This window comes from Stenotrophomonas sp. S4 (assembly GCF_054187805.2).
Window position 1 is genome coordinate 2,481,252 of sequence record NZ_CM196188.1, and the last position, 23,774, is coordinate 2,505,025.

Here is a 23,774-nt window from a genome sequence, read left to right on the forward strand (position 1 = left end):
GGGTTCTCCGTTCGAATCAGAAGTTGACGGCCACATCCAGGCCGAAGGTGCGCGGATCGTTGAAGATGCCGGTCTGGCCCAACGCCGGGCTGTTGAGCTTGTAGAACAGGTGCTGCTCATCCAGCAGGTTGCGTGCCCACAGCGAGAACGACATGGTGGTGCCGGTGCTGTTGACCGGAACGTCCACCAGCGCCACCCGTGCGTTCACCACGAACGAGCTGTCGGTCAGCATCTGGTCGTACTCGCTGGTGTAGTAGCCATCGGACCAGTTGCCGTCCACATGGAATTTCAGCGCCGAGAAATTTGCGAATGGCACCAGATAGTCCAGCGACAGGCTGCCCGCGTTCTTCGGTGCCAGCAGCGGCTGCACGGTCACCTGCACCCCTGCGCCGAACGGGTCCGTCGCGGTCTGCGCATCGATCTTCGTGTAGGCGTAGTTGAGGCCGAGGGTGAGGTTGTCGATCGGCATCACGTTGAACTCCAGCTCCGCGCCACGCGACTTGCCATCGCTCAATGCGTTGGTCGTGACCATGGTGGTGCGGGTTTCGCCGCTGTTCGGGTCGAACGGCAGCGAGAAGTCCATCTGCTTGTGCGCGATGGTCGAATCGAACACGGCCAGGTTCAGGCGCGCACGGTTGTCCCAGAACTGCGATTTGAAGCCCAGCTCATAGGCGGTCACTTCTTCCGGACCGAACGCGGTGTAGTTGGTCGAACGCGAATTGGCACCGCCGGCCTTGAAGCCGGTGCTGTATTTGGCGTAGACCATTGCGTGCTCGCCAAGGTCGTAGGCGATGTTGACCATCGGGTCGAAGCGGCTCCAGCGATCCTTGAAGGCGAGATTCGTCGCCGCGCCATTGACGATGTACAGGCTGCCCTTCTTGTCATCGCGGGTGTAGCGGCCGCCGGCAGTCAGGTGCAGGCGCTGCAGTGCTTCCGGCGTCCACGTGGCCTGGCCGAACACGCCCAGGCTGTCGGTCCACGCCTTGCTGGCGCGGTCGATACGCACGCGGGAAAGATCCAGCGGATTGGTCGCCGGGTTCACCGTGTAGCTGTTGCCACCCGGCCCCCACACCAGCATGTTCGGGGTCTGCGCATTGTCACCGGCGGTTTCGTGGTAGTAGAACGCGCCGCCGAGGAACTGCACCTGCGAGGTGTTGCCGATCAGCTGGAACTCCTGGCTGTACTGGTGCTGGTAGACCTGCGCCAGGCTGTAACGCCCGAACGGCGTGCCGGCGCCACCATAGGCCGAAATCGCATCGACCAGGCCCATGTCGAACTGGCCTTGAGTCAGTTCGCGGTAGGAACTGATCGACTTCAGCTCCAGGTTGTCATTCAGCGTCCACGACAGGTTCAACAGATGGCCACTGGTGCGGCCGATGTTGTCTTCCTGCGGTCCACCGAGGATGGCGCTGTCGCGGCGGTCCAGGCTGGCACCCGCCTTCTGCAGCGGGCTGAGGTAGGCGCCCGGCACCAGCACCTGGGTGTGGTACGGCGTAGTGGCGTCGTAGGAACGGTCGAACGCGTACAACAGCGAGAAATCATCGCTCGGCTGCCACAGCGCACTCAGGCGTGCACCACGCTTGTCGTAGCTGTTGAAGTCGCGCTCACCACGCATCGGGTTGTCGGTGGTGCCACCGCGCTTGGCCTGCACGGCGTCGATCTTGAAGCTGACATCGCCCACCTTGGGCAGGTCCAGGTGCAGCGCACTGTTGTAGCCGCTGAAATTGGACACGCCAGCGCTGACGCTGCCGCCAAATTCACCAGTGGGCGCCTTGGTCACGATGCTCACCGCGCCGCCTTCTGTATTGCGGCCGAACAGCGTACCCTGCGGGCCCTTCAACACTTCGATGCGCTCCACGTCGTAGAGCATGTTGCCCAGGCCCTGTGCGCGGCCCATGAACACCCCATCGACGTAGATGCCGACGCCGGCATCGCGGGCCGGCTGGTTGGCGTCGCCGGAAGCGCCGATGCCGCGGATGCCGATGTTCAGCGCCGAACTGCGGGTAGCGAATGGCGTGACCCGCAGCGATGGGATGGAGCCATCGGACAGGCTGCCCAGCGAAATCGCGCTGCGGTCCTTCAGCGCTTCGGCATCGACCACCGATACCGAGATCGGGGTCTCCTGCAGGTTGGTGGCGCGTTTCTGCGCAGTCACCATCACCTGGTCGAGGGCGACCACGCTGCGCGCGGCATCGGCGGAAGTGGCAGCGTCGGCGCTGGGCGTGTCTTCGGCATGGGCCAGCGCCGGCAGAGCGGCGGCAATGGCGAGGGTGAGCAGCGGGCGGTGCAGCAGTGCGTGGCGCATCGGACTCATTCGCGGAAGGAGAAGGCCGGCGCAGTCTGGGAGGCGGGAATTACAAATGAATGACCGTTCATTCACACCTTTTGTGACGTACTATCCCGCCTCTGGACGCCCCGACCTGACGCAATGACGCCGAAAACCGCCGTAGCCGCACCCGCTGACGCCCCCGCCGCCGCCCATGCCGAAGCCCAGCGCCGGCGAATCCTCGACGCCGCCCAGAAGTGCTTCATCACCCGTGGTTTCCATGCCGGTTCGATCGGCGATATCGCTGCCGAGGCCGAGATCAGCCAAGGGCTGATGTACCGCTATTTCGCCAACAAGCGCGCCCTGATCCTGGCCCTGATCGAGCGCCAGCTGCGCCATGACCAGGCCTCGATCAGCGAAATGCCGGCGGCGTCCGATCTGGTTGATGGGCTGCTGGAGTGCTACCAGCAATGGGCACGCGGCGAGGTGCTGCCGATCCATGGCAATGCCATTGCCAGCGTGGCGCTGTATGCGGAGATCAACGCCGAGGCGCATCGCGACCCGGTGCTGGCGGGGGTGCTGCGCACCCATGACAAGCAGACCAGTGCCGCGATCCATGCCTGGCTGCGCCAGCGCGATGTCGATCAGGGCCGGATCGTGGACGAAGAGCAGATTGCCGGCCGGACCCTGCTGCTGCGGCTGCTGGTGGAAGGCCTGGCGATGCGTGCGGTACGCGATCCGGACCTGCCGCCGGAACGGGTACGCGCCCTGCTGGCCGATGCCATTGGGCGGGTGATGGCCGATTGAGGGGCGTTGAGGCGCGCCATCACACCGCCTCCCGCCCTACCGGTTCGATACTCACGCGATCCAACCTGCCGAGGATGCTGCAATGGCCGCCGTGCTCGCCCGTACCTGCCTGCTCGCGCTGTGCTGCCTGGCCCTGCCCGCCCGCGCCCAGGACGCCTCGTTCGGCTTCGGCCAGCAGACCACCCGCACCGACCAGACCACCCATTCGAGCAGCACCGAGATCCAGAACAGTGGCTCGATGACCACGCAGACCACCAGCAGTGGCAGCTCGCAGTCCGAGTCGCGCAGCGAAAGCAAAGGCATCGAGGTGGGCTTCGGCGTCCATGACAACAACGGCGACTGGCGCGATGACCGCGATATACGCGACAGCGATCTGTTCGGCAGCTGGACACTGGGCCAGGAGAACGGCAGCACCTGCACCATCGAGCTGAAGAACATGGCGTGGTTCGGCGGCTACAGTGCCTACGTGCCTGCCGGCTGCCCGGATGGCTTCTTCTCGGCCAACCGCTGGGTGCTGTCGGGCAACGAGCTGCTGCTGACCGATACCAGCAACACCGTATTCGGGCGCTTCCGTGCCTCGGGAGGTGGGCGCTGGTCAGGCTATCGCGAGTCGGACGGGGCGCGACTGTATCTGAACCCCAAGGGGCGCTGACCTTACGTGCACGCAGCGGGCACGCATTGATCGGGAAGATCAGGCATTCTCCCTGCCCCAGATCCGAATGTCCGCCCCCACCGGCTCCCGCCTCGTCATCTATGCCGCACTGGCTGGCAACCTGGCCATCGCCGTGGCCAAATTCATCGCAGCCGGCATCTCCGGCAGCTCGGCCATGCTCAGCGAGGGCGTGCATTCACTGGTCGACACTCTCAATGAGGTGCTGCTGCTGTACGGCCTGCGTCGTGCAGGCAAGGCGCCGGATTCCCTGCATCCGTTCGGCTATGGCCGTGAGCTGTACTTCTGGAGCTTCATCGTCGCCCTGCTGGTGTTCGCGGCCGGTGCCGGCGTCTCGGCCTACGAGGGCATCCAGCACATCCGCCGGCCGGAACCGGCCAGCAACCACGCGCTGAGCTACAGCGTGCTGGGCATTTCCATCCTGTTCGAGGGTGCTTCCTGGTGGGTGGCGCTGCGGGAATTCCGGCGTACCAAGGGCAAACTCGGCTACTTCGAAGCATTCCGCCGCAGCAAGGACCCGTCCACCTTCACCGTGTTGCTGGAGGACAGTGCCGCCCTGCTGGGCCTGGGCTTCGCACTGATCGGACTCGTGGCTGCCCAGATGCTGGACATGCCGGTGCTTGATGGTGTGGCGTCCCTTTGCATCGCAGGCGTACTTGCCGCTACTGCCTTTCTTCTCGCACGCGAAACCAAGGGGCTGCTGGTGGGTGAACCGGCCCACCCCGCGGTGGCCGAGCGGATCATGGCGGTGGCCGAAACCGATCCGGACCTGCGTCGTGCGAACGGCGTGACCACCATGCAGATGGGGCCGGAACAGGTCGTGGCCATGCTCAGCGCCGAGTTCGAGGACGATCGGCGGACCCCGCAGATTGAAGCCTGCATCACCCGCATCGAAACGGCGGTGAAGCGGGAGTATCCGGAACTGGTCGCACTGTTCATCAAACCGCAGACGCCCGAAGTCTATGCCGCGCGGCGCGCGGCACTGGCCGCGCCGCCTGCGCCGGAATGATGCAGGGTCTGCGCCCGTTTCACCTGAGCGATGCCACAGTGCCACGGTCTTTCACCCGAGCCTGCCACTACCGTGCCGGACTGGTTGCCCCCTTCACTGCAGATTCTTCCGCACCGCTTCTACCAGCGCCCGTCCACTGACGTCGCGCCGGAGCTGCTCAACAAGCTGCTGGTGCGCGACGATGGTCGCGCGGCGCGCATCGTCGAGGTCGAGGCCTATGCCGGCAGCATCGATCCGGCCGCGCACTCCTATCGCGGGCAGACACCACGCACCGCCAGCATGTTCGGTGAGGCCGGCCATCTGTATGTGTACTTCACCTACGGCATGCACTGGGGCAGCAACGTGGTCTGCGGCGAAACCGGCGAAGGCGTGGCCGTCCTGCTGCGCGCCGCCGAACCATTGGCGGGGCTGGAACGAATGCGCGAGCTGCGCCCGGCGGCCCGACGTGACCATGATCTGGCCAGCGGCCCCGGCAAGCTCTCGCAGGCCTTCGGGCTGGACCGCAGCTTCGATGGCGCAGACCTGGTGACCGGCAGCCACGGCATTGTCATTGCCAGCGATGGCGTGCCTCCCCCCAGGGATCCGGTGGTCGGGCCCCGTATCGGCATCACCCGTGCGGTGGACTTTCCCTGGCGCTGGCATGTTCGCGACCACCGTCACGTTTCGGTACGCCCTTCGCGCGTGCCCCGCAAACCCTGACCGGGATGCGTCACGTCGGCATCACCCCGTCGTGGCGATACATAACGCGGTAAGCACTAGCGTAGTGCCCGACAGCCGCCGAAGCCGCCCTCGCCACCCTGCCCTGAAAAGCGCCATGGACGAAGCCGAACGACTGCTTGAACTCGACCGCCTGCATCTGCTCGACACCCCGCCAGAGCCCGTTTTTGATGCGATCGTCGCCGCCGCCCGCACCGCCACCGGCATGACCATGGGCCTGATCTCGGTGGTGGCCGACGAGCGGCAGTGGTTCAAGGCCAACATCGGGCTGGAAGGCGTCAGCGAAACCGCACGCGAGATTTCGTTCTGTACGCATGCCATCCAGCAGGACGCGCTGTTCGAGATCCCGGACGCGCGCCAGGACCCGCGATTCGCCACCAATCCGCTGGTCACCGGTGGCCCGCGCATCCGTCACTACGCCGGCATCTCGCTCGGCTCGGCGCACGGCGCGCGCATAGGAACGCTGTGCCTGCTTGACCCGATGCCGGGCGTGCTGTCTCCCTCGCAGCGCGAACTGATGGTGCATCTGGCGCGGGTCACCACCCAGGTACTGGAGCAGCGCAGCACGCTGATGGCGCAGGTCGGCCAGGCCAAAGCCCTCCATCGTGAACTGAAGCGCAGCGAGGACTTCCTGGAACGCACCAACCGTGCGGCGCGGGTGGGCGGCTGGGAAATGGACCTGGCCAGCAACGAAGTGCGCTGGACCCGCGAAACCAAGCAGATCCATGGCGTGCGCAGCAACTTCGAACCGACGCTCGACACCGCGCTCTCGTTCTATCGCGAGGACAGCCGCAACATCATCCGCACGGCCGTGCAGCGCTGCATCGATGAAGGCACGTCGTGGGAGGTGCAGTTGCCGATGACCACCGCCGATGGCCGCGCCATCTGGACCCGCGTGGTTGGAGGCCGGCAGCAGGTCAATGGCCGGCCGCGGCTGGTCGGCGCCATCCAGGACATCACCGAGGAACGTGCCGCGCTGGATGCCCTGGAGGCCAGCGAAACCCGCTACCGGCGGCTGTTCCACTACAGCCTTGGCCTGATCTGCACGCATACGCTGGATGGCGTGCTGACCTCGGTGAACCCGGCGGCCGTGCAGTCGCTGGGCTTCGATGAGAGCTACATGATCGGGCGCAGCCTGTGCGACCTGATGCCGCCGGAGAAACGGGCCGCCTTCAAGGCGTATCTGGGACGCATCGCGGTCAACCACACCGATGCCGGCGTCATCGAGCTGATCGCCGCCGATGGTACCCGGCATTTCTGGGCCTATCACAACGTGCTCGACAGCGAGGCCAATCCCCCATACGTGCTGGGCCATGCGCAGGACGTGACGGCGCTGCGGATGCAGGAACAGCAACTGCGCGAGATGTCCTTCAAGGATCCGCTCACCCAGAGCTACAACCGCCGCTTCCTGCCACGCCTGGACGAACTGATCGACCAGCCCTGGGCCTGCCTGATGTTCGATCTGGATCATTTCAAGCAGATCAACGACACCCAGGGCCATGCGCGGGGTGACACGGTACTGGTCGAGTTCGCCGCCTTCCTGCGTGCCCCGCTGGGTGCGGCGGAGAACGTGGTGCGCATGGGCGGCGACGAATTCATGGTGGTGCTGACCGCGCCGGAACCAGGACGGCTGGCCGCACTGGAGCAGTGGTATGTTCAGCAGGCGGGGCAGTCGCCCACGCCGTTCTCGCTCGGCTCGACCCACCACACCCCGGGCGAATCGGTGGCCGATACCCTGCAGCGTGCCGACAGCCGCCTGTATCGCGAGCGCGCACGCGTGCGCCAGCATCCTCGTCGGCAGCCCTGATACGCCCGGCGGTGTACCGGCGCCCCGGCGTAGCGCTATGCTCGGCAGCGGCCACCGTCGGCCTTGGGGGAACACGCATGACCCGCAGCGTCTGCCTGGCTCTGCTGCTGTTGGTGCTTCCTTCCCTCACGCTGTCAGCACCCGCGCCAGCGCCGGTCGAAGCACGGGTGCCCTTCGCACCGACTCCCTTCGTTGGCAGCGACGGCCTGCGCCATCTGGCCTACGAGCTGCACATCACCAACTACTACGGCGACACCGGGGCGCTGCAGCCGCAATCGCTGCAGGTGTTCGGCGACGATGCCGAGACGCCGCTGCTGAGCCTGGATGCCCCTGCCCTGCGCCACTGGGTACGGCCGTCGCCTTCAGGGGATGACGCCATCTCCATTGCAGCGGGAAAGCGCATGGTGGTGTTCCTGTGGCTGTCACTGCCGGCCACCGATAACGTGCCGCACGTCCTTCGCCACCGCATGCTGCTGGGCACCGGGCAGCACGGCAGCGTGGAACTGGATGGCGCCCGGGTTGCGATCAACGCGGCGCCGGTGATGGCGCTCGGTCCGCCCCTGCACGGCGGCCGATGGCTCGCCCACGAAGGGCCTGGCGCGGCGCAGTCGCACCACTGGGGCAGCCTGGTGGCGGTGAATGGTGATCTGACCATTCCGCAGCGCTTCGCGCTCGATCTGGTCGGCGTCGACGACCGTGGGCGTGCCGTGCGCCCAACGACCCGCGATCTGCAGCACACCCGCCATTCGGACTGGGTGGGTTATGCGGCGCCCGTGCTGGCCGTCGCCTACGGCCTCGTGCGCGCGGTCCGTGATGGGCAACCCGAACACCCGCCGCTGACCGCGCAGCCGGAACCCGTCTCACTGACAGCGGATGGCCTGTTCGGCAACTACGTTGTCCTGGAAATTTCGCCAGGCGTCTTTGCCAGCTACGCCCATCTGCGCACCGGCAGCATCAAGGTAGCGCCCGGGCAACGGGTCCAGCGCGGACAGGCGTTGGCCCAGCTCGGCCAGTCGGGCAACTCCGCCGCGCCCCACCTGCACTTCCAGCTCTCCAACAAGGCCACATTTGAAGGATCCGAGGGCATTCCGTACGTCTTCCAGGCCTTCGACGATTTCGGGCCTGAAAGCGAGGCGCAGCTGTTCGGCCAAGGGGAGGCCTGGAAACCCGGCGTGCCCGTGCCGCGCGGCAACCAATTGCCGCTGAACGACATCGTCATCGCCTTCCCGCCACGCTGACACGTTCATTCCGCCGCAAGCGCCTGGATCGGATCCAGCTGCGCCGCGCTGCGTGCCGGGAAATAGCCAAAGCCCAGTCCGATGGCCGAAGAGCACGCCAGTGCGGCCAGCACCGGGCCCGCGGTGAACAGGAACGGCACACCCAGCGACAGCAGGCTGGACAGTGCACCCACCCCGAATGCGAACAGCACGCCCAGCACGCCACCGAACAGGCAGATCAGCACGGCCTCGATCAGGAACTGGCGCAGGATGTCGCCCTGCCGCGCGCCCACCGCCAGCCGCACGCCGATCTCGCGCACGCGCTCCTTCACCGAGACCAGCATGATGTTCATCACCCCCACCCCGCCGACCACCAGCGCAACTGCTGCGATGGCCGAAACCAGCGCGGCCATGGTCTGGCTGGACTTCATCACCGCCTTGCGGATCTGGTCGGCGTTGTAGATGAAGAAATCGCGGCGGCCATGCAGGCGCTCCAGCTCGGTGCCCAGCGAGGCCTCGGCGGCATTGGTGGGCACGTTGTCGCGTACGCGCACGGTGATGCTCTCCAGCCGCTGGCTGCCCAGCAGCCGCGAGGCCGCCGAGGTGTACGGCACGTAGACCGTCGGGGTTGCACCACCCGCGAACGCATTGGCCCCGACCACACCGATCACTTCCACCGGCATGCCGCCCAGCAGCACCGTGCTGCCGATCGGGCTGCCACTGAACAGCGCTTTGGCGGCCTTCTGGTCGACTACGCCCACCGCGCGGTGCGCATCGACTTCGGCGTCGGTGAAGAAGCGGCCGGCCTTCAGCCGCAGCCCACGCACGCGCGGCATGTCGGCCCCTACGCCCAGCACCTGGGTGTTGGCACGCCGGTTGCCCTGCAGCGCCGCCACCGATCCGCTCAGGTTCGGGCTCACGCTGTCCACGTAACTCAACGCCGCAAGATGGTCCGCATCGCCCACCACCAGTGTCTCGATCTCCGCCGAACGCGGGTCACCGAAATCGGCGCCCGGGAAAATTTCCAGCGTGCTGGCGCCCAGTTCGTTGATCTGTGATTCGACCTGCGCCTGCGCGCCCTTGCCCAGCGCAACCACGGTCACCACCGCCGCGACACCGATGATGATGCCGAGCATGGTCAGCAGTGTGCGCAGGCGATGGGCCAGCATCGAGCGCACGGCCATGCGCGCGGCTTCGCGGACTGCATCGATGCGTGCGCGGCGCTCGGTGACCGGCGAACCGCCGCGTTCGGGCTCGGGTGTTTCAGCCGCAGCACGCGGGCCCCGGTCGCCGCGGTCGGCCACCACCCGGCCGTCGGCGATCTCGATCACCCGCGCCGCGTTGGCGGCGATCGCCGCATCATGGGTTACCAGGATCACCGTGTGGCCCTGCGCATGCAGGCGCTTCAGCTCGGCCATCACCTGCTGGCCACTGGCGTGATCCAGCGCGCCGGTCGGCTCATCGGCCAGCACGATCGCGCCGCCGTTCATCAGCGAACGGGCAATGGACACGCGCTGCTGCTGGCCACCGGACAGCTGGCTCGGTCGATTCCCGGTGCGTTCGCCCAGCCCCAGTGTTTCCAGCAGCGTGCGTGCGCGCGCATTACGCGTCTCTGCGTCCACGCCGGCATAGACCGCCGGCAGCGCCACGTTCTCGGTGGCACTCAGGTTATCCATCAGGTTGTAGCGCTGGAAGATGAAACCGAAATGCTCGCGGCGCAGTCGCGCCAACGCGTCCGGCGCCATCTGCTCGGTGGCCTCGCCGTTCACGCGATAGCTGCCCTCGGTCGGCCGGTCCAGGCAGCCAAGGATGTTCATCAGCGTGGACTTGCCCGAGCCCGAGGGGCCAATGATGGCGATGAACTCGCCGGCATCGATGCGCAGCGAAACGTCCTTCAGCACCACCACCTCGCCGGCGGCCGAGCGATAGGCGCGCGATACGCCATGCAGTTCAAGCAGTGCGTCGGCCATGCTCACATCCCCAACAGGCTGGCGGCTTCCGGCTCAGCGCCGCTGGGTGCCTGGCCGACCACCACGTTCTCACCCTCGCGCAGGCCGGACAGGATCTGCACGGCGGTGGCGGTGCGCAGGCCGGTCGTCACCGCACGCTCCTGGGGGCGGCCCTTGGCATCGACCACGCGCACGGTGCCACGGTTGCCGTCCTTGTCATCCGGCCCGGCCAGCGCCGTCAAAGGCACCTGCAGCGCGTTTGCGACCCGCGCCAGCTGCAGGGTCACTTTCACCGTCATCGAAGGCTTCAGCTTCAGGCCAGGATTGGCCACGTCGAACAGGCCGGCGTAGTACACCGCCTTCGGCGTCTGCGCAGAGCCGCCCGCACTGCCGGAGGCGACGTCGGCAATCGAGGATGGCGCCGGCTCCAACTGCTGCAGATGGGATTCATAGCGGCGGCCACTCGGCCCCAATGTCGAGAACCACAACGCCTGTCCGGGCGCTACCAGCTCGACATCGGCCTCGGCGATCTCGGCACGCACGGTCATCGTATCCATCTGCGCCAGCATCACGATCGTCGGCGTGGTCTGCATCGAGTTCAGCGTCTGCCCGGCCTTGGTGACGATGACCACGATGTAGCCATCGCTGGGCGACACGATGCGGGTATAGCCCAGGTTGATCCGTGCGGTTTCGACCTGGGTCACCGCCTGGTCGATCTGCGCCTGCAGCGCGGCCACCTCCGAACGCGCCGCATCGCGTGCCACGCGCGCGGCTTCGAAGCCTTCCTGAGACACCAGGCGCGATGCCACCAGCTGCGACTGGCGCTGGTAAGCACGACTGGCCTGCGCATAGCGGGCCTCGCTGGCGGCATGCTGGGCACGCAGCGTGTTGGTGGCCGCCTCGGCGCTGCGCAGCGCGATACGCTGCGGTTGCGAATCGACCTCGGCGATCAGATCGCCGGCCTGCACGCGCTGGCCCAGCACTACATGCAGGCGCTTGACCTGGCCGGACACCTGCGCACCCACCGCCACCAGTTCCTTCGGATGGACCCGGCCGACCGCCTGTACGGTCTTCTCCAGATCCGCCACCCTTGCAGGTGCGGTGATCAGCGCGGCATCATCACTGCCGGCAAACGCCCACCATCCAGCGCCGGCGGCCAGCGAGGCCACGGTGGCGGCAATGATCCAGGTCCTGCGGTTGCTCATCGAAACGCCCGGTTGCGTGCAGTCGCCCAGTGCGACCGCCGAAGCCGCAGTCTGGAAGCCACGGATGGACGTTTCTTGGAGCCACCGTGGAGATTGCATGGAGGCGCCGCGGCCGTTCAGGCATCAGCCTCGCGCCTGAACGTGGCAGCCCGCATCCACGCAATCTCGACACAATCTCGACCGAGTCTCCATCAACGGTCGCTAGCCTCGTCGGCCTCGCCGACTGCCAGCCTGCCGTGTCCCCTTCCTACCCAGACCTGCCACCCATCGATGTACGCCATGCCTACCTGGCGTGGTGTGCGCCTTCGCCGTGGTTGATCGCACTGGTGCTGGCATCGACCAGCACATGGATGTGGGTCGCGCCGCATCCGGTACTGCCATTGCTGGCGGGCTTCGGGGCCGCCGCGCTGGTGGGGTTCCGCAGTGATGGGCCCGGCCGCACCCGCCGCGCCGGATCCCTCGCAGCGCTGGCGCTGATCGGCCTGGCGGTCTGGGCGACAACGCACCCGGCGGCCAACGTCACCCTGCATCTGCTGCTTGCCCTTGCCACCGCCGTGGTCGCCATCCTGCTGGCAGTGCGCCTGCGCACCCTCGTGGGCATGGCCTCGCGGCTGCAGGCCCGGGTGAACGCCACTCCCATGGCCTCGCGCTGGAGCAAGCTGCCGACGGCGGCGTCCACCCTGATGCTGCAGCAGCTGCGCGGCGCGGGTGCGCTGGAACCCAGCCTGCAGCGCACGCTGGTGCTGGCCACCCTGGCCTGGGCTGCCAATGAAGAGGCGCAGGAAATGGAATACCGACGATGACCCTGCCCCTGACCCCGCCCCTGCCCGCCCTGGCCTCGAACCCGCAGCACGCAATGAAACACGATCTCCGTACCCGACAGCCCCCCTTGGTGCTGATTGCCGAAGATGAAGGCGAAATCGCCGACATCCTCGGTGCCTACCTGGCCCGTTCCGGCCTGCGCAGCGCACGCGCCGCCGACGGCGAGGCAGCGCTCGCCAGCCACCGCCAACTGCGCCCGGACCTGGTGCTGCTGGATGTGCAGATGCCCAAGCTGGATGGCTGGCAGGTGCTGAGCGAACTGCGGCGGCGCGGCAACACCCCGGTGATCATGCTCACCGCGCTCGACCAGGACGTGGACAAGCTGACCGGCCTGCGCGTCGGCGCCGACGACTACGTGGCGAAGCCGTTCAATCCGGCCGAGATCGTCGCCCGCATCCAGGCCGTGCTGCGCCGGAGTTCCCGCACCGTGGTCGAAGAACCCAATGGGCTGATCCGCCAGGGCCCGTTCGAGATCGACCTGCGCAGCCACGAGGTAACGGTGCGCAACGGCGAGCAGGTGCACGCGCTGAACTTCACCCTCACCGAGTTCCGGCTGCTGGTGCACATGGCACGCGCGCCGCGGCAGGTACATGCGCGGGTGGACCTGCTGCACGCCTGCCTGCCCGAAGGCGATGCGCAGGAACGTACCGTCGACAGCCATGTCAGCAAACTACGGCGCAAGCTTGAAGAGGTGGGCGTGATCGGCATTCCCGCCACCATCCGCGGCGTCGGCTACCGTTTCCTGGACTGAATGATGAATCCCAAAGGCAAGAGCATCGGCCGCCAGATTACGCTGTCCATCACGGTGGCCTCGCTGTGTTCGACGGTGCTGTCGATCAGCGGTTTCTACCTGTTCTACTACCTGATGGAGGTGTTCTACCCGCGCTGGTATGACGAGCCGGAAACGATCATGCCATCCGGGCTGGAATGGCTGTGGATCGGCTTGACTGCCACGGTGGTCGTCATCTTCGCTACGCTGGTCGCCTCGCGCCTGACCCGGCGCATCATCACCCCGTTGAACTCGGTGGCCGAAAGCCTGCGGCGGGTCGCTGGCGGCGACCTGGAGGCGCGTGCGCGCGGCGGCGACACCACGATGGCCGAAGCGGCCACCCTGGTCAGCGATTTCAATTCCATGGCAGAGCGGCTCAGCCGGATGTCCGAGAATCGCGTGTTCTGGAACGCGGCGATCGCGCATGAACTGCGCACGCCGATGACCATCCTGCGCGGCCGCCTGCAGGGCATCGCCGAAGGCGTGTTCGAGCCGGGGCCCGAGCAGTTCAACAGCATGCTCACCCAGCTGGAGGGCCTGACCCGCATCATCGAAGACCTGCGCGTGGTCAGCCTGGCCGAGAGCGGTCATCTGGACCTGCGCCTGCAGCGCAGCGATGTCAGCGTGCAGGTGGCTGCGGTGGTGGAAGCGATGTCCGAGGCACTGACCGAAAGCGGGTTCTCGGTAACGCTGGATGCGCGTCCGTCGCTGGCCGACTGCGATCCGGCGCGCATCCGCCAGGCGGTGCTGGCGCTGCTGGAGAACGCGCGCCGCCATGCCATTCCCTGTCCGCTGCGGGTGCGCGTCACGCTGGGCCAGGGCCATTGCACGGTGGCTGTGGAGGATGGTGGCCCCGGCGTGCCGGACGAACTGCGTGACAGCATTTTCGAAGCGTTCCAGCGCACCGATGTCTCGCGTTCGCGGCAGAGCGGTGGCTCCGGGCTGGGCCTGGCCGTGGTGCGCGCGATTGCCGTGGCCCATCACGGAACGGCGCTATGCCGGGCCACCGAACGGGGTGGCAGTTCGTTCGAGATCCGCTGGCCGGTGCATGCGCGTCGTTAAGGACGCAGCATTGCGGAAGACGTTGCTCCGGTAGCGGCCCACCTTGGTGGGCACCACGCGCGTGGCTGAACGCCGCCGGCTTCTCCACGCAATCTCCATCGATCCTCCATGCCCGCTCCAAAGGGCTGCAGATACTGGGCGCGACCCGGGAGATGGCAGGCATCCGTCCCCTGCCCTGTCCCCGACCCACCCTGACATCCCATGAAACACCCCCACAATCCAGCGGCCGCGGCCGGGAGCATCGGCCAACAGAACGCGGCCGCCACCCTCAAGGCCATCCTGCGCACCTACCCCTGGCAGCTCACTGGCACCTTCTCGCTGGTGGCGCTGGAGAATGCGCTGCTGCTGGCGTATCCGCTGTTTGCCGGCTTCGCGGTGGACGCGATCATCCGCGGCAACATCGGCCACGCCATCTCCTACGCCGGTGTGGTCCTGCTGTTCTGGCTGGTCGGTGCTGCCCGCCGTGCGGTCGATACCCGTACCTTCACCCGCATCTATGCCGACCTGGCGGTGAACGTGGTGCAGGCGCAGCGCAGGCTGGGCCAGGCCACCTCCACCTCGGCTGCGCGCGTTGTGCTGGCCCGTGAGTTCGTCGACTTCTTCGAAAAGCACGTGCCGATCATCGCCACCGCGCTGGTATCGATGTTCGGTGCGGCGGCGATGCTGCTGGCGATCGAACCGCTGGTGGGCGCCGCAAGCCTCGTCGCGTTGTTGGGCGCGCTGTTGCTGCTGCCGTCGTTCGCACGCCGCAACGAGCAGCTGCATGGACGCCTGAACAATCGGTTGGAGCATGAGATCCGCCTGGTCGACCGGGTCAGTCCCTCGGTGCTGCGTCGCCACTACACCACGCTGTCGCGGCTGCGCATCCTGCTCTCCGATCGCGAAGCCGGTGCCTTCGTGGTCGTTGGTGCAGCGGCAGCGGCGCTGTTCGCACTGACCATCGGCCGTCTCGCCACCACCGACGGGGTGACCCCGGGCCAGGTGTACGCGGTGATGACCTACCTGTGGACGTTCGTCGGCAGCCTGGATGATGCACCGTCGATGGTGGATCAGCTGGCGCGGTTGAAGGACATCGGCCGCCGCGTCAGCCCGGGCATGGAAGATGCGGAGCACAAGGAAGCCGCTTGATCGGTAGATGCCCACCTTGGTGGGCAACGATGCACCACGGCGCCAACCAAGGTTGGCGACTACCGGGGCAACGGTGCCAACCAGGATTGGCGGTCACCTCGCGGACGGACATCGGCCGCCACGTCAGCCCCTGCATCGAAGATGCTGAGCGCAAGGACGCCACTTGACCGGTAGATGCCCACCTTGGTGGGCGCCGATGCATCAAGGCCGCCAACCAAGGTTGGCGACTACCGGGCGCGATGAACGTTGCCTCGAACAGCCGAGCATGGCTCGGCGCTACAGGAACTCCGCCATGCGCTGCAGTTCGTCTTCAAGCGCGCCACGAAACACCTTGTCGCGGGCCAGTGACTTGCCGGCGTAGCCCACGCTGGACGCCAGTTCACCGTCGCGTACGCTGAGATTGGCCCAGCCCACCACCTGGTCGTGCCACAGCACCGGCAGCGCGTAGTAGCCGTACTGGCGCTTCGGCGCAGGCGTGTAGGCCTCGAACTTGTAGATCCAGCCCCACAGCAGCTCGAAACGTCGGCGGTCCCACACCACCGGGTCGAACGGCGCCAGCAGGCGCACCTGTTCGTCCGGTGCATACCGGCGCGAGCGCGGGTTCTCGTCCGCCGGCCAGTACCAGGTGGTGCCGTCCAGCGTGCAGCTGGCCAGCTGTTGCTTGGCCAGCTTCAAGGCCTGCCGGGTCTGCTCGGCCAGATGCGGTGCGCCGTAGCCCAGCAGGCGCACCACGTAGGTCAGGCTGGCCGATGGCAGTGGCGCGTACTTGCGCACCACCAGATCGATCAAGGCGGCGGCGCGTTCGATCTGCGCCTGTTCGCTGGCATCCGCCTCCGCGTGGTCGGCCACCGCGTAGATGCGGGTGCCGCTGTCGCGCCGCTGCACGCGCAGCAGGCCGCGGTAATGCATGCCGTCCAGCAGGTGCGTGCTGGCATTGCTGGTGCCGCCCCAGTAGTTGGTCACCCGCCCATGCGCGAACGCCTGTTCTACCTCACGCGGGTGCACGCTTCCGCGCTCGCGCACGAAGGCCAGCACGTCCTCCGCTCGGCGCTGGGTCTCGGCATCCCATGCGCGCCTGGACACGCGCGGATGCATCAACGCCAGATGCTCGCGCGGCAGGAAGCCGTAGTTCACCAGGCAATCTTCTTCCACCGGCAGGCGCGTATAGCGCCGCTCCAGATCACCGGCGCGGTAGTCCTTCACCCGGTGGCGCAGGGTCAGGTCCTGCGCGCGTGCCGGTGCGCGGATCGGGTCGGCCTGCACGAAGCCCAGGCGCCGGATCGCGGTCAGCAGCGTGGTGGGTTTGAACAGCGTGCGCGCCACCGCGTGGCGGCGCAGATCATCGAGGGTAGGCGTGGCAGGCATGGCCGCATTGTAGATCCACGCCATGCGTGGATGGGGCCGTGGCGAACCGTGCAACGGCATCCGCGCATGGCGTGGATCTACCGAAGTTCCAATACCTCCAGCGAACCGATCACCAGCGCACGCATGCCCTGCTTGAACTCGGTGATCACCTGGCCCTCTTCGTCGTCGGCAATCCCGTAGACCGTATCCGCACCGGCAATGCAGTAGAACGCGATCGTGGCCAGCAGCCAGCGTGCCTTGTCCAGCGGCAGGCCGAACACCTCGGCCACATGCGCCTGGTGTGAGGCAATCTTGTCCAGCATCGGTGCGGTCGCCACCGAACGGCGCAGCAGGTACGGCGGCAGCCCGGGGTGCGCTTTCACCACCTCGCACAGCGAATCGACGAACCCCAGCAGGTAGGCCTGCAGCCCACCCGGTGCATCGGCCGAGGCAAGCGGAATCTGCCAGCGCTGGAACACCGTGTCGGCCACCAGCCGCTTCAAGGCCTCCAGGTTGGCCACGCGCTTGTAGAGCGCGGCCTGGGTCACCGCCAGTTCGGCGGCCACGTTGGCCATGGTCAGGTTCGGCAGGCCCAGCTTGATGCCGATGTCGGCCAGGCGATCGGGAGTGATGGTGGGCGGACGGCCACGGGCCGACGCCGGGGTTTCAGGGTGCGTGTTCATACCGTAGCGAGGGTGCCAGCAAAGGGACCCTCTTGTCCGCTTCATATGGTTTAGTTTAATTTACTCAACTAATTCGGAATGCGCCTGGTTCGCAACCCCGCCGCCGTCCGCAATCGAGCCCATGGCTCACTTCCCGCCAGGTCCCCACCCAGCCGACAACCCTGCGCTGCGCCCTCCCCCGTGCTTGCCGTCGGCAGCGCGCCAGGCGCGTTCGCACCTGCGATTCACAGGAACCTGGCATGACCGTGTACCACCTTTCCTCTCCGCTGCAGTTTGCAGCGGCCGCCGCGACCCGCGTGCAGATGCATCCGCCGATGGCTCGGCGCTACCGGATGTCGGCTCTGGCGCTGGGGCTGCTGGCCTCGTTCGCTGCGCTGGCCGACTCCGCGCCGTCCACCCTGCCCTCGGTGCAGGTGCAGGAACAGCGCCGGGTGACCGGCGACTACGCCGGCGGCCAGGTGGCCTCGGGTGGCCGGGTTGGCCTGCTCGGCGACAAAGACTTCATGGATACGCCGTTCAGTACGGTCAGCTACACCGAAGCCTTCATCCGCGACCGTCAGGCCAAGGATCTCACCGACGTCATCGCCGCCACCGACCCCACGGTGTTCAGCAACGGCGTCACCGGCGCCTGGAGCGAGAACTACGCCATCCGCGGCTTCGCCTCCAGCACCAGCGACACCACCTTCAACGGCCTCAGCGGCATGGCGCCGTACTACCGCACCTCGCCGGAAATGTTCGAGCGCATCGAGGTCTTGAAGGGCCCGTCCGCCCTGCTCAACGGCATGCCGCCGGGCGGCTCGGTCGGTGGCAGCGTCAACCTGGTGCCCAAGCGTGCGGGCGAGCAGCCATTGCTGCGGGTCAGCGCAAACTTCGCCTCCGATGCGCAGTTCGGCACCCACGTGGATGTGGGTCGGCGCTTGGGCGCCGACAAACAGTTCGGCATCCGCTTCAACGGCGCTTACCGTGATGGTGACGGTGCGGTCGGCAAGCAGAGCAAGAAGGTGCAGCTGGGTTCGCTGGCGTTGGACTGGCGCGGCGAGCGCGCCCGCCTCTCCGCTGATCTGTACAGCGCCGACGACCGCGTCGATGGCCCCGCCCGTGGTGTCGGCCTGGCACCGGGCGTGGCGATTCCGCGCCCACCGCGTGGCGACACCCTGATCAACCCGGACTGGGCCTACGTGGACAGCCAGGACAAGGGCGCGATGCTGCGCGGCGAGCTGGACATCAACGAACACCTGATGGCCTACCTGGCCTACGGCACCAGCAAGACCGACTACCGCTACAACGGTTCGATCAGTGCGCAGATCCTCAATCCGGCCGGTGACTTCACCACGGTGATGGGCCAGCTGGCGTTCGACATCACGAAGCAATCCGGTGATGCCGGGCTGCGCGGCAGCTTCCGTACCGGCAGCGTCGGCCATCAATGGGCCGCCAACGTGACCCACTACCAGCACACCCAGAACGACTACGGCCGCCGCAGCGTGCCGGGCTGGGACTGGACCACCAACCTGTACAACCCGGTGTGGGGCCCTGCCGCGCCGTTCGTTGCACCGCATATCTCGCACACCGAGTTGCGGCTGGACAGCATCGGCTTCGCCGACACGTTGTCCTTCGCCGATGACCGCGTGCAGCTGACGCTGGGCGTGCGCCGCCAGCAGGTGGTCAGCGAGACCTTCAACGTGGCCAGCGGTGCGAGCACCTCGCGCTGTGACGAGAGCGCCACCACCCCGGCAGCGGCCCTGCTGGTGAAGGCCACCGACACGATCTCGGTCTACACCAATTACATCGAAGGCCTCAGCCAGGGCGCCACCGCGCCGATGACCGCCGCCAATGCCGGCGATGTGTTCGCACCGTTCCGTACCAAGCAGAAGGAGCTGGGCCTGAAGCCGGACCTGGGCAGGTTCGCGCATACCTTCAGCGTGTACGAGATCAAGCGCCCGAGCAGTTACACCGATCCGGTCACGAATATCTTCTCGTTCGGTGGCGAGCAGCGTAACCGTGGCGTGGAATGGGGCATCTTCGGCTCGCCACTGGATGGCGTGCGCCTGCTCGGCGGTTTGGCCTACGTGCAACCGAAGCTGACCCGCACCGCCGGTGGCGTGAATGAAGGCCGTATTGCTACTGCCGTTGCGCAGCGGCAGGCGAAGCTGGGTGTGGAATGGGATGTGCCGGCGCTGGAGGGCTTGACCCTGACCGGCAATGCCACCGCGATGTCAAAGCAGTACATCAGTGCCGACAATCGCCTGTCGGTGCCGGGGCGTACGTTGTTTGATGTGGGTGCGCGCTACAACACCACGATGGCCGGGCGGCCGCTTGCGCTGCGCGCCAGCGTGAACAACGTGACCAACAAGGCGTACTGGGGCATGCCGTTGTTGTCGAGCCTCGCATTGGGTGCGCCGAGGACGGTGTTGTTGTCGGCCACGATGGATTTCTGAGCCGGGCGGCCTCCGCGCCAGACATGCCTCACCTGTAGAGTCGAGCCATGCTCGACTCCGATTTCCCCGAGGAGTCGAGCATGGCTCGACTCTACAGAGAACCCGAATGCCGCTGGGCGTGGCGTAGTTCTATTCCGGGTGCAGGCGATAAATCGCCTGATTGGTCAACGCCAATGCGGCCAGCTTCAACCCCTCCATCACCCGATCGCCCACGTACTGATCCGGGCCGCCATTCTGGCGGGCGCGTTCGGCCGCCAGCAGGATTTCCTGCACGATACGCAGCCCGGCCAGCGCACCGTCGGCGTCGGCCAACGCCAGGCAGCGGCCCGGCAGCTGATGGCGCTCGGGCCAGGGCTGGCCGTCGGCGGCCGCGCCCAACCCGATGCGATGCAGCAGGGCCATCAGGCTGTTGGGATCAGTCGCGATGTCGTGCCCTTCATCGGCATTGGCCGGGGCGTGCTGATGAGGGAACTCCGATGCGTTCATGGCAGGTCTCCTTGCAAGGCATGCGGGACCACCGCCCTTAACAATCAAGGCGGCGGACGGTACGTGGCTGGAAATCCCGTGAGTCAGTGCTATACCCGGGCGGTGGGCTTGCGCCCACCTCCACGCACCGCCCGCCATGGAACGCGAACGGAATGCCAGCCGACGCCGCGCAAGGCGACGCCGGCTGGCAAGCGTAAACAGCACTTACTCAACGGGGTTTCCAGGCCCCGGCCACCCTTATTCGGTGGCACCCCATCATGTGCACAACGGGATGGCAGGCGCCAACAACCCACGTGCAAAGACAGCGACGTTTACGCAGCGATGGCATTGTCGCATATCGTCAATCGATCCGAAGATTCAACAACTTGCGCCATACCATCTGCGGCATTCCCCACCCGCATTGGCACCGCGCATTCCTTGACTGCATCCGGCATTCGAGACATGCGAGATGCCAGTTCCGACATTACGCAAGCAGATGGGCAATCAACGCCAGCACCGCCAGATGCCCCACGTAGTACCCGTAGAACACCCAGCGCCAGCGCGGCAGTTGCCACGTCATCCGCGCCGCCAGCAGCACTATCGGAATGGCCAGCAACGCCCAGCCGTTGTGGTTGGCCCAGCACACCGCTGCAAGCGCGGCCAGCAACAACCACCAGGCCCGATGCCGGAACGCGATCCAGGCCAGCAGTACGCTGCCCACACCGGCCCACTGATAGTCCACCAGCATCGGCAGCAGACCTGCGGCCAGCAACAGCTGCACCGGCCGATTGTTCGCCAACGCATGCACGGCCACCGCGGCCAGAGCGAAGGTCAACAGGATGTTGAGCGGCAGCCAGGAACCGAACGCGAGTGCGTGCAATGGCTGCGCGATCAGCCCCCATAGCGCGAGCCGGCGTATCGATTTACGCGGGTCGGCCCCGGGCTGGGCCAAGTTGCAAGCCATCACCAGCGCGAACAGCGGGAAGGCAATGCGCCCAAGTTCGCTGACCACCGGCACGTAGCCACCGAAGACCACCTTGGCCACGTGATCACCGGTCATGGTCAGCAGTGCGATCCACTTCAGCAGCTCGCGTGCGCCGCTGCCGAGGGTGAGGTTGAAGGTGGACGTCCCGGTCGTGGTCGCTTGCATCGCGGAAGCTTATGCGCATCGGCCAGCCCATTTCCAGCGCCGCGCAGGAGCCGGCCGCTGCAAGCCGCAGGCGGCGGCGCTATGCTGGCCGCCCCTGCTTGTGAGACGCCCGCCATGCGCACCCTGTACCCCGCCATCGAACCCTACCGCGAGTTCACCCTGCCGGTGAGCGATCTGCACACCCTGCATATCGAAGAGTGCGGCACGCCCGAGGGCATCCCGGTGGTGTACCTGCATGGTGGCCCCGGCGCCGGCATCTCGCCCACCCACCGCCGCTTCTTCGACCCGGCGCGCTACCGCATCGTGCTGATCGACCAGCGCGGCAGCGGCCGCTCCACGCCGTTCGGCGAACTGCGCGACAACACCACGCAGGACCTGGTGGCCGACATCGAGAAGGTGCGCGAGCACCTGGGCATCGAACGCTGGCTGGTCTATGGCGGCTCCTGGGGTTCAACCCTGTCGCTGGCCTACGCGCAGGCGCATCCCGAGCGCGCCACGGGCCTGATCGTGCGTGGCGTGTTCCTTGGCCGCGAAATGGAGAACCGCTGGTTTGCCGAGGCCGATGGTGGTGCGCGCTGGATCTTCCCGGAGCGCTGGGACCGCTATGAGGCCTATATCCCGGAAGCCGAACGTGGCGACATGATTGCGGCCTACTGGAAGCGCATGGATGGCCCGGATGAAGCGACCCGCATCGAAGCCGCGCAGGCCTGGCTGGGCTGGGAAGACAACGCCGCCACCCTGCAGCACGACGTGGATGCGGTGTCCACCGATGACCCGCTGGATACGCTGGCCAAGGCCCGCATCGAAGCGCACTACTTCCGCAACGGCATCTTCCTGGAACCGGACCAGCTGCTGCGCGACATCGACCGCATCCGCCACCTGCCCGGCGTGATCGTGCAGGGCCGCTACGACATCATCTGCCCGCCGCGCAGCGCCTGGGACCTGGCCAAGGCCTGGCCGGAGGCAAAGCTGGAGATGGTGACCTCGGGCCACAGCGCGAACGAGCCGGCGACGGTGGATGCGCTGGTACGCGCCACGGATGCGTTCGCCGACCGTTTCTGAAGACAAGGGGTAGTGCCGGCCGCTGGCCGGCATCCCGGGGCTTGTAGGTAGAGTCGACTGTCAGTCGACTGCTCTCGGCGGGAAGCCGAAAACCCCGCGCTGCGCGCGATAGTCGACTCTACCCAGCCGCCTCTGCGCCGTCGATCACGGCAGCCCGGTGAATGGCCGCCCACCGCCACCGGCCAGGCAGGCGGATTCTTCGCAGCTCGCTTACAAGCAGGCGCCGATGATCCGGCCGTGGCCACGGACAACCCTGGCCTACCTCCCTACTTCTGGAGCCTGCCATGACCGGTGTTCGCTATCTCCCCGTCGCCCTCGCCCTTTGCGCGGGCCTGCTGCTGGGCGGTTGTTCCAAAACGCAGGAGGCCAGCAAGGCTACCGCGGCCGAGGACGTAACCGAAGTGAAGCTCATCCCTGCCTATGAATCGCTCGACAAGGACAAGGACGGCATCGTCACCCTGGCCGAAGTGGATGCCGTGGCACCCGACTGGGCCGAGCGCCTGCACGCCTGCGATACCGACCGCGACCAGAAGCTGACCCGCGGCGAGTACGACGTGTGCAAGCAGACCAGCACCGCGCATTGATCCCGTGATGCGCCCCTGATCGGCGTGACGCGTGCCCGGCTATACCAAGGTATAGCCGGGCTAACCCACGAGCCTCTAGGACTGCCCCATTCAGGGGCGGACAATAGCGCCACTGGCCAGGGCAACCCTGGCCGGCCCCTCCCCTCATGGAGACGCAGATGGACCCCGACCCTGCCGGGCGCACCGCGCCCCGGATGCCCGCTTGTTGCCTGTTCCTGGCGCCTGCCCGCCGGTCCCTGCCTGCCTGAGTGACGGGGGATCGCCAGGTGCCGCCTGCCTGGAGATCGCCCCCATGTCCTACAAGATCCTCTACATCACCCTGCGCCGCCTGATCGGTGAGCGCGATGTTGCCGCCCTGCGCAGCCAGCTGCTGCAGCACGGCCCGGTCATGTTCGCCCGTTCGCTGTCGCTCGGCTCGCCACGCGTGGTGGCCGACGCGCTGTCGCTGCTGCCGATCAGCGAGCGCATCAACGTGCTGCGCCACCTGCCCTACCCGCTGCGCGATGCGATGAAGCCGCTGTGCATCGGTGGCAGCCAGCGCCTGCACATGCAGCCGTGGTCGCCCGCGGTGCTGGCGATGCGCCACGCCTGACCTGTTCCATCCGTTCCGTTCGTGTTCCGGC

General features: G+C 66.8%; 21 protein-coding genes. 14 read left to right on the forward strand and 7 right to left on the reverse strand.

Annotated elements, in window-relative coordinates; genetic code table 11:
- Positions 1–16: 16 nt before the first annotated feature.
- Positions 17–2,305 (reverse strand): TonB-dependent receptor, encoded by a 2,289-nt coding sequence (locus tag ACUZUJ_RS11640; protein ID WP_458220032.1) that lies wholly within the window; start codon positions 2,303–2,305, stop codon positions 17–19.
- A 123-nt stretch (positions 2,306–2,428) separates the two neighbouring features.
- Here ACUZUJ_RS11640 and ACUZUJ_RS11645 point away from each other — a divergent pair, with 123 nt between their 5' ends.
- The 6 genes from ACUZUJ_RS11645 to ACUZUJ_RS11670 all read left to right on the forward strand — a co-directional run bounded on the left by ACUZUJ_RS11645 (position 2,429) and on the right by ACUZUJ_RS11670 (position 8,514).
- Positions 2,429–3,073, forward strand: coding sequence for a TetR/AcrR family transcriptional regulator (locus ACUZUJ_RS11645; protein WP_119006315.1), 645 nt, complete (start codon positions 2,429–2,431; stop codon positions 3,071–3,073).
- Positions 3,074–3,155: 82 nt separating this feature from the next.
- A complete protein-coding gene (locus tag ACUZUJ_RS11650; RefSeq protein ID WP_458220033.1) occupies positions 3,156–3,725 on the forward strand; it encodes an AprI/Inh family metalloprotease inhibitor in 570 nt (189 codons plus the stop codon).
- Positions 3,726–3,792: 67 nt separating this feature from the next.
- Positions 3,793–4,752, forward strand: a complete 960-nt coding sequence (locus ACUZUJ_RS11655; protein WP_458220034.1) for a cation diffusion facilitator family transporter — start codon at positions 3,793–3,795, stop codon at positions 4,750–4,752.
- A 72-nt stretch (positions 4,753–4,824) separates the two neighbouring features.
- Positions 4,825–5,451 (forward strand): DNA-3-methyladenine glycosylase, encoded by a 627-nt coding sequence (locus tag ACUZUJ_RS11660; protein WP_458220035.1) that lies wholly within the window; start codon positions 4,825–4,827, stop codon positions 5,449–5,451.
- Between the two features lie 115 nt (positions 5,452–5,566).
- Positions 5,567–7,276, forward strand: a complete 1,710-nt coding sequence (locus tag ACUZUJ_RS11665) for a sensor domain-containing diguanylate cyclase (protein ID WP_458220036.1) — start codon at positions 5,567–5,569, stop codon at positions 7,274–7,276.
- An 11-nt stretch (positions 7,277–7,287) separates the two neighbouring features.
- Positions 7,288–8,514, forward strand: coding sequence for a M23 family metallopeptidase (locus ACUZUJ_RS11670; RefSeq protein ID WP_510468041.1), 1,227 nt, complete (start codon positions 7,288–7,290; stop codon positions 8,512–8,514).
- A gap of 5 nt (positions 8,515–8,519) precedes the next feature.
- Here ACUZUJ_RS11670 and ACUZUJ_RS11675 read toward each other — a convergent pair whose 3' ends face one another.
- Both ACUZUJ_RS11675 and ACUZUJ_RS11680 read right to left on the reverse strand, forming a co-directional pair.
- Positions 8,520–10,463, reverse strand: a complete 1,944-nt coding sequence (locus ACUZUJ_RS11675; protein WP_049445027.1) for a MacB family efflux pump subunit — start codon at positions 10,461–10,463, stop codon at positions 8,520–8,522.
- Positions 10,464–10,465: 2 nt separating this feature from the next.
- Positions 10,466–11,647: an efflux RND transporter periplasmic adaptor subunit gene (locus ACUZUJ_RS11680; protein WP_049445025.1), complete on the reverse strand. Its 1,182-nt coding sequence runs from the start codon at positions 11,645–11,647 to the stop codon at positions 10,466–10,468.
- A 236-nt stretch (positions 11,648–11,883) separates the two neighbouring features.
- Between ACUZUJ_RS11680 and ACUZUJ_RS11685 the strand changes: the two genes are divergently transcribed.
- The 4 genes from ACUZUJ_RS11685 to ACUZUJ_RS11700 all read left to right on the forward strand — a co-directional run bounded on the left by ACUZUJ_RS11685 (position 11,884) and on the right by ACUZUJ_RS11700 (position 15,428).
- The gene (locus ACUZUJ_RS11685; RefSeq protein ID WP_235434901.1) at positions 11,884–12,450 is read left to right on the forward strand and encodes a hypothetical protein; all 567 of its coding nucleotides are present in this window, start codon (positions 11,884–11,886) and stop codon (positions 12,448–12,450) included.
- A 53-nt stretch (positions 12,451–12,503) separates the two neighbouring features.
- Positions 12,504–13,220, forward strand: a complete 717-nt coding sequence (locus ACUZUJ_RS11690; RefSeq protein ID WP_101766410.1) for a response regulator — start codon at positions 12,504–12,506, stop codon at positions 13,218–13,220.
- Positions 13,221–13,223: 3 nt separating this feature from the next.
- Entirely contained in the window at positions 13,224–14,300 is a 1,077-nt protein-coding gene (locus ACUZUJ_RS11695) for an ATP-binding protein (protein WP_049445510.1), read from the forward strand.
- Between the two features lie 201 nt (positions 14,301–14,501).
- On the forward strand, positions 14,502–15,428 hold the full coding sequence (locus ACUZUJ_RS11700; RefSeq protein ID WP_101765541.1) for an ABC transporter six-transmembrane domain-containing protein: 927 nt from the start codon (positions 14,502–14,504) through the stop codon (positions 15,426–15,428).
- Between the two features lie 276 nt (positions 15,429–15,704).
- Here the strand turns inward: ACUZUJ_RS11700 and ACUZUJ_RS11705 are convergent, their stop codons facing one another.
- Both ACUZUJ_RS11705 and ACUZUJ_RS11710 read right to left on the reverse strand, forming a co-directional pair.
- Positions 15,705–16,793 carry a DNA glycosylase AlkZ-like family protein gene (locus tag ACUZUJ_RS11705; protein WP_458220038.1) on the reverse strand — a complete coding sequence of 363 codons (1,089 nt, stop codon included), beginning with the start codon at positions 16,791–16,793 and terminating at the stop codon, positions 15,705–15,707.
- Between the two features lie 77 nt (positions 16,794–16,870).
- Positions 16,871–17,455 (reverse strand): TetR/AcrR family transcriptional regulator, encoded by a 585-nt coding sequence (locus ACUZUJ_RS11710; RefSeq protein WP_101765542.1) that lies wholly within the window; start codon positions 17,453–17,455, stop codon positions 16,871–16,873.
- 239 nt (positions 17,456–17,694) lie between these two features.
- Here ACUZUJ_RS11710 and ACUZUJ_RS11715 point away from each other — a divergent pair, with 239 nt between their 5' ends.
- On the forward strand, positions 17,695–19,890 hold the full coding sequence (locus tag ACUZUJ_RS11715) for a TonB-dependent receptor (RefSeq protein ID WP_458220039.1): 2,196 nt from the start codon (positions 17,695–17,697) through the stop codon (positions 19,888–19,890).
- Between the two features lie 129 nt (positions 19,891–20,019).
- On the opposite strand, the gene ACUZUJ_RS11720 is transcribed toward ACUZUJ_RS11715, so the two are convergent.
- Entirely contained in the window at positions 20,020–20,376 is a 357-nt protein-coding gene (locus ACUZUJ_RS11720; protein ID WP_049445018.1) for a hypothetical protein, read from the reverse strand.
- 463 nt (positions 20,377–20,839) lie between these two features.
- Positions 20,840–21,505 carry a TraX family protein gene (locus ACUZUJ_RS11725; RefSeq protein WP_049445016.1) on the reverse strand — a complete coding sequence of 222 codons (666 nt, stop codon included), beginning with the start codon at positions 21,503–21,505 and terminating at the stop codon, positions 20,840–20,842.
- 114 nt (positions 21,506–21,619) lie between these two features.
- Here ACUZUJ_RS11725 and pip point away from each other — a divergent pair, with 114 nt between their 5' ends.
- From pip to ACUZUJ_RS11740, 3 genes are all read left to right on the forward strand, one after another.
- Complete coding sequence (gene pip / locus ACUZUJ_RS11730) at positions 21,620–22,567, forward strand: prolyl aminopeptidase (RefSeq protein WP_458220040.1); 948 nt, start codon at positions 21,620–21,622, stop codon at positions 22,565–22,567.
- Positions 22,568–22,851: 284 nt separating this feature from the next.
- Positions 22,852–23,151 (forward strand): EF-hand domain-containing protein, encoded by a 300-nt coding sequence (locus tag ACUZUJ_RS11735; protein WP_049445012.1) that lies wholly within the window; start codon positions 22,852–22,854, stop codon positions 23,149–23,151.
- A 292-nt stretch (positions 23,152–23,443) separates the two neighbouring features.
- Positions 23,444–23,743 carry a hypothetical protein gene (locus ACUZUJ_RS11740; protein WP_006447714.1) on the forward strand — a complete coding sequence of 100 codons (300 nt, stop codon included), beginning with the start codon at positions 23,444–23,446 and terminating at the stop codon, positions 23,741–23,743.
- Positions 23,744–23,774: the final 31 nt, after the last annotated feature.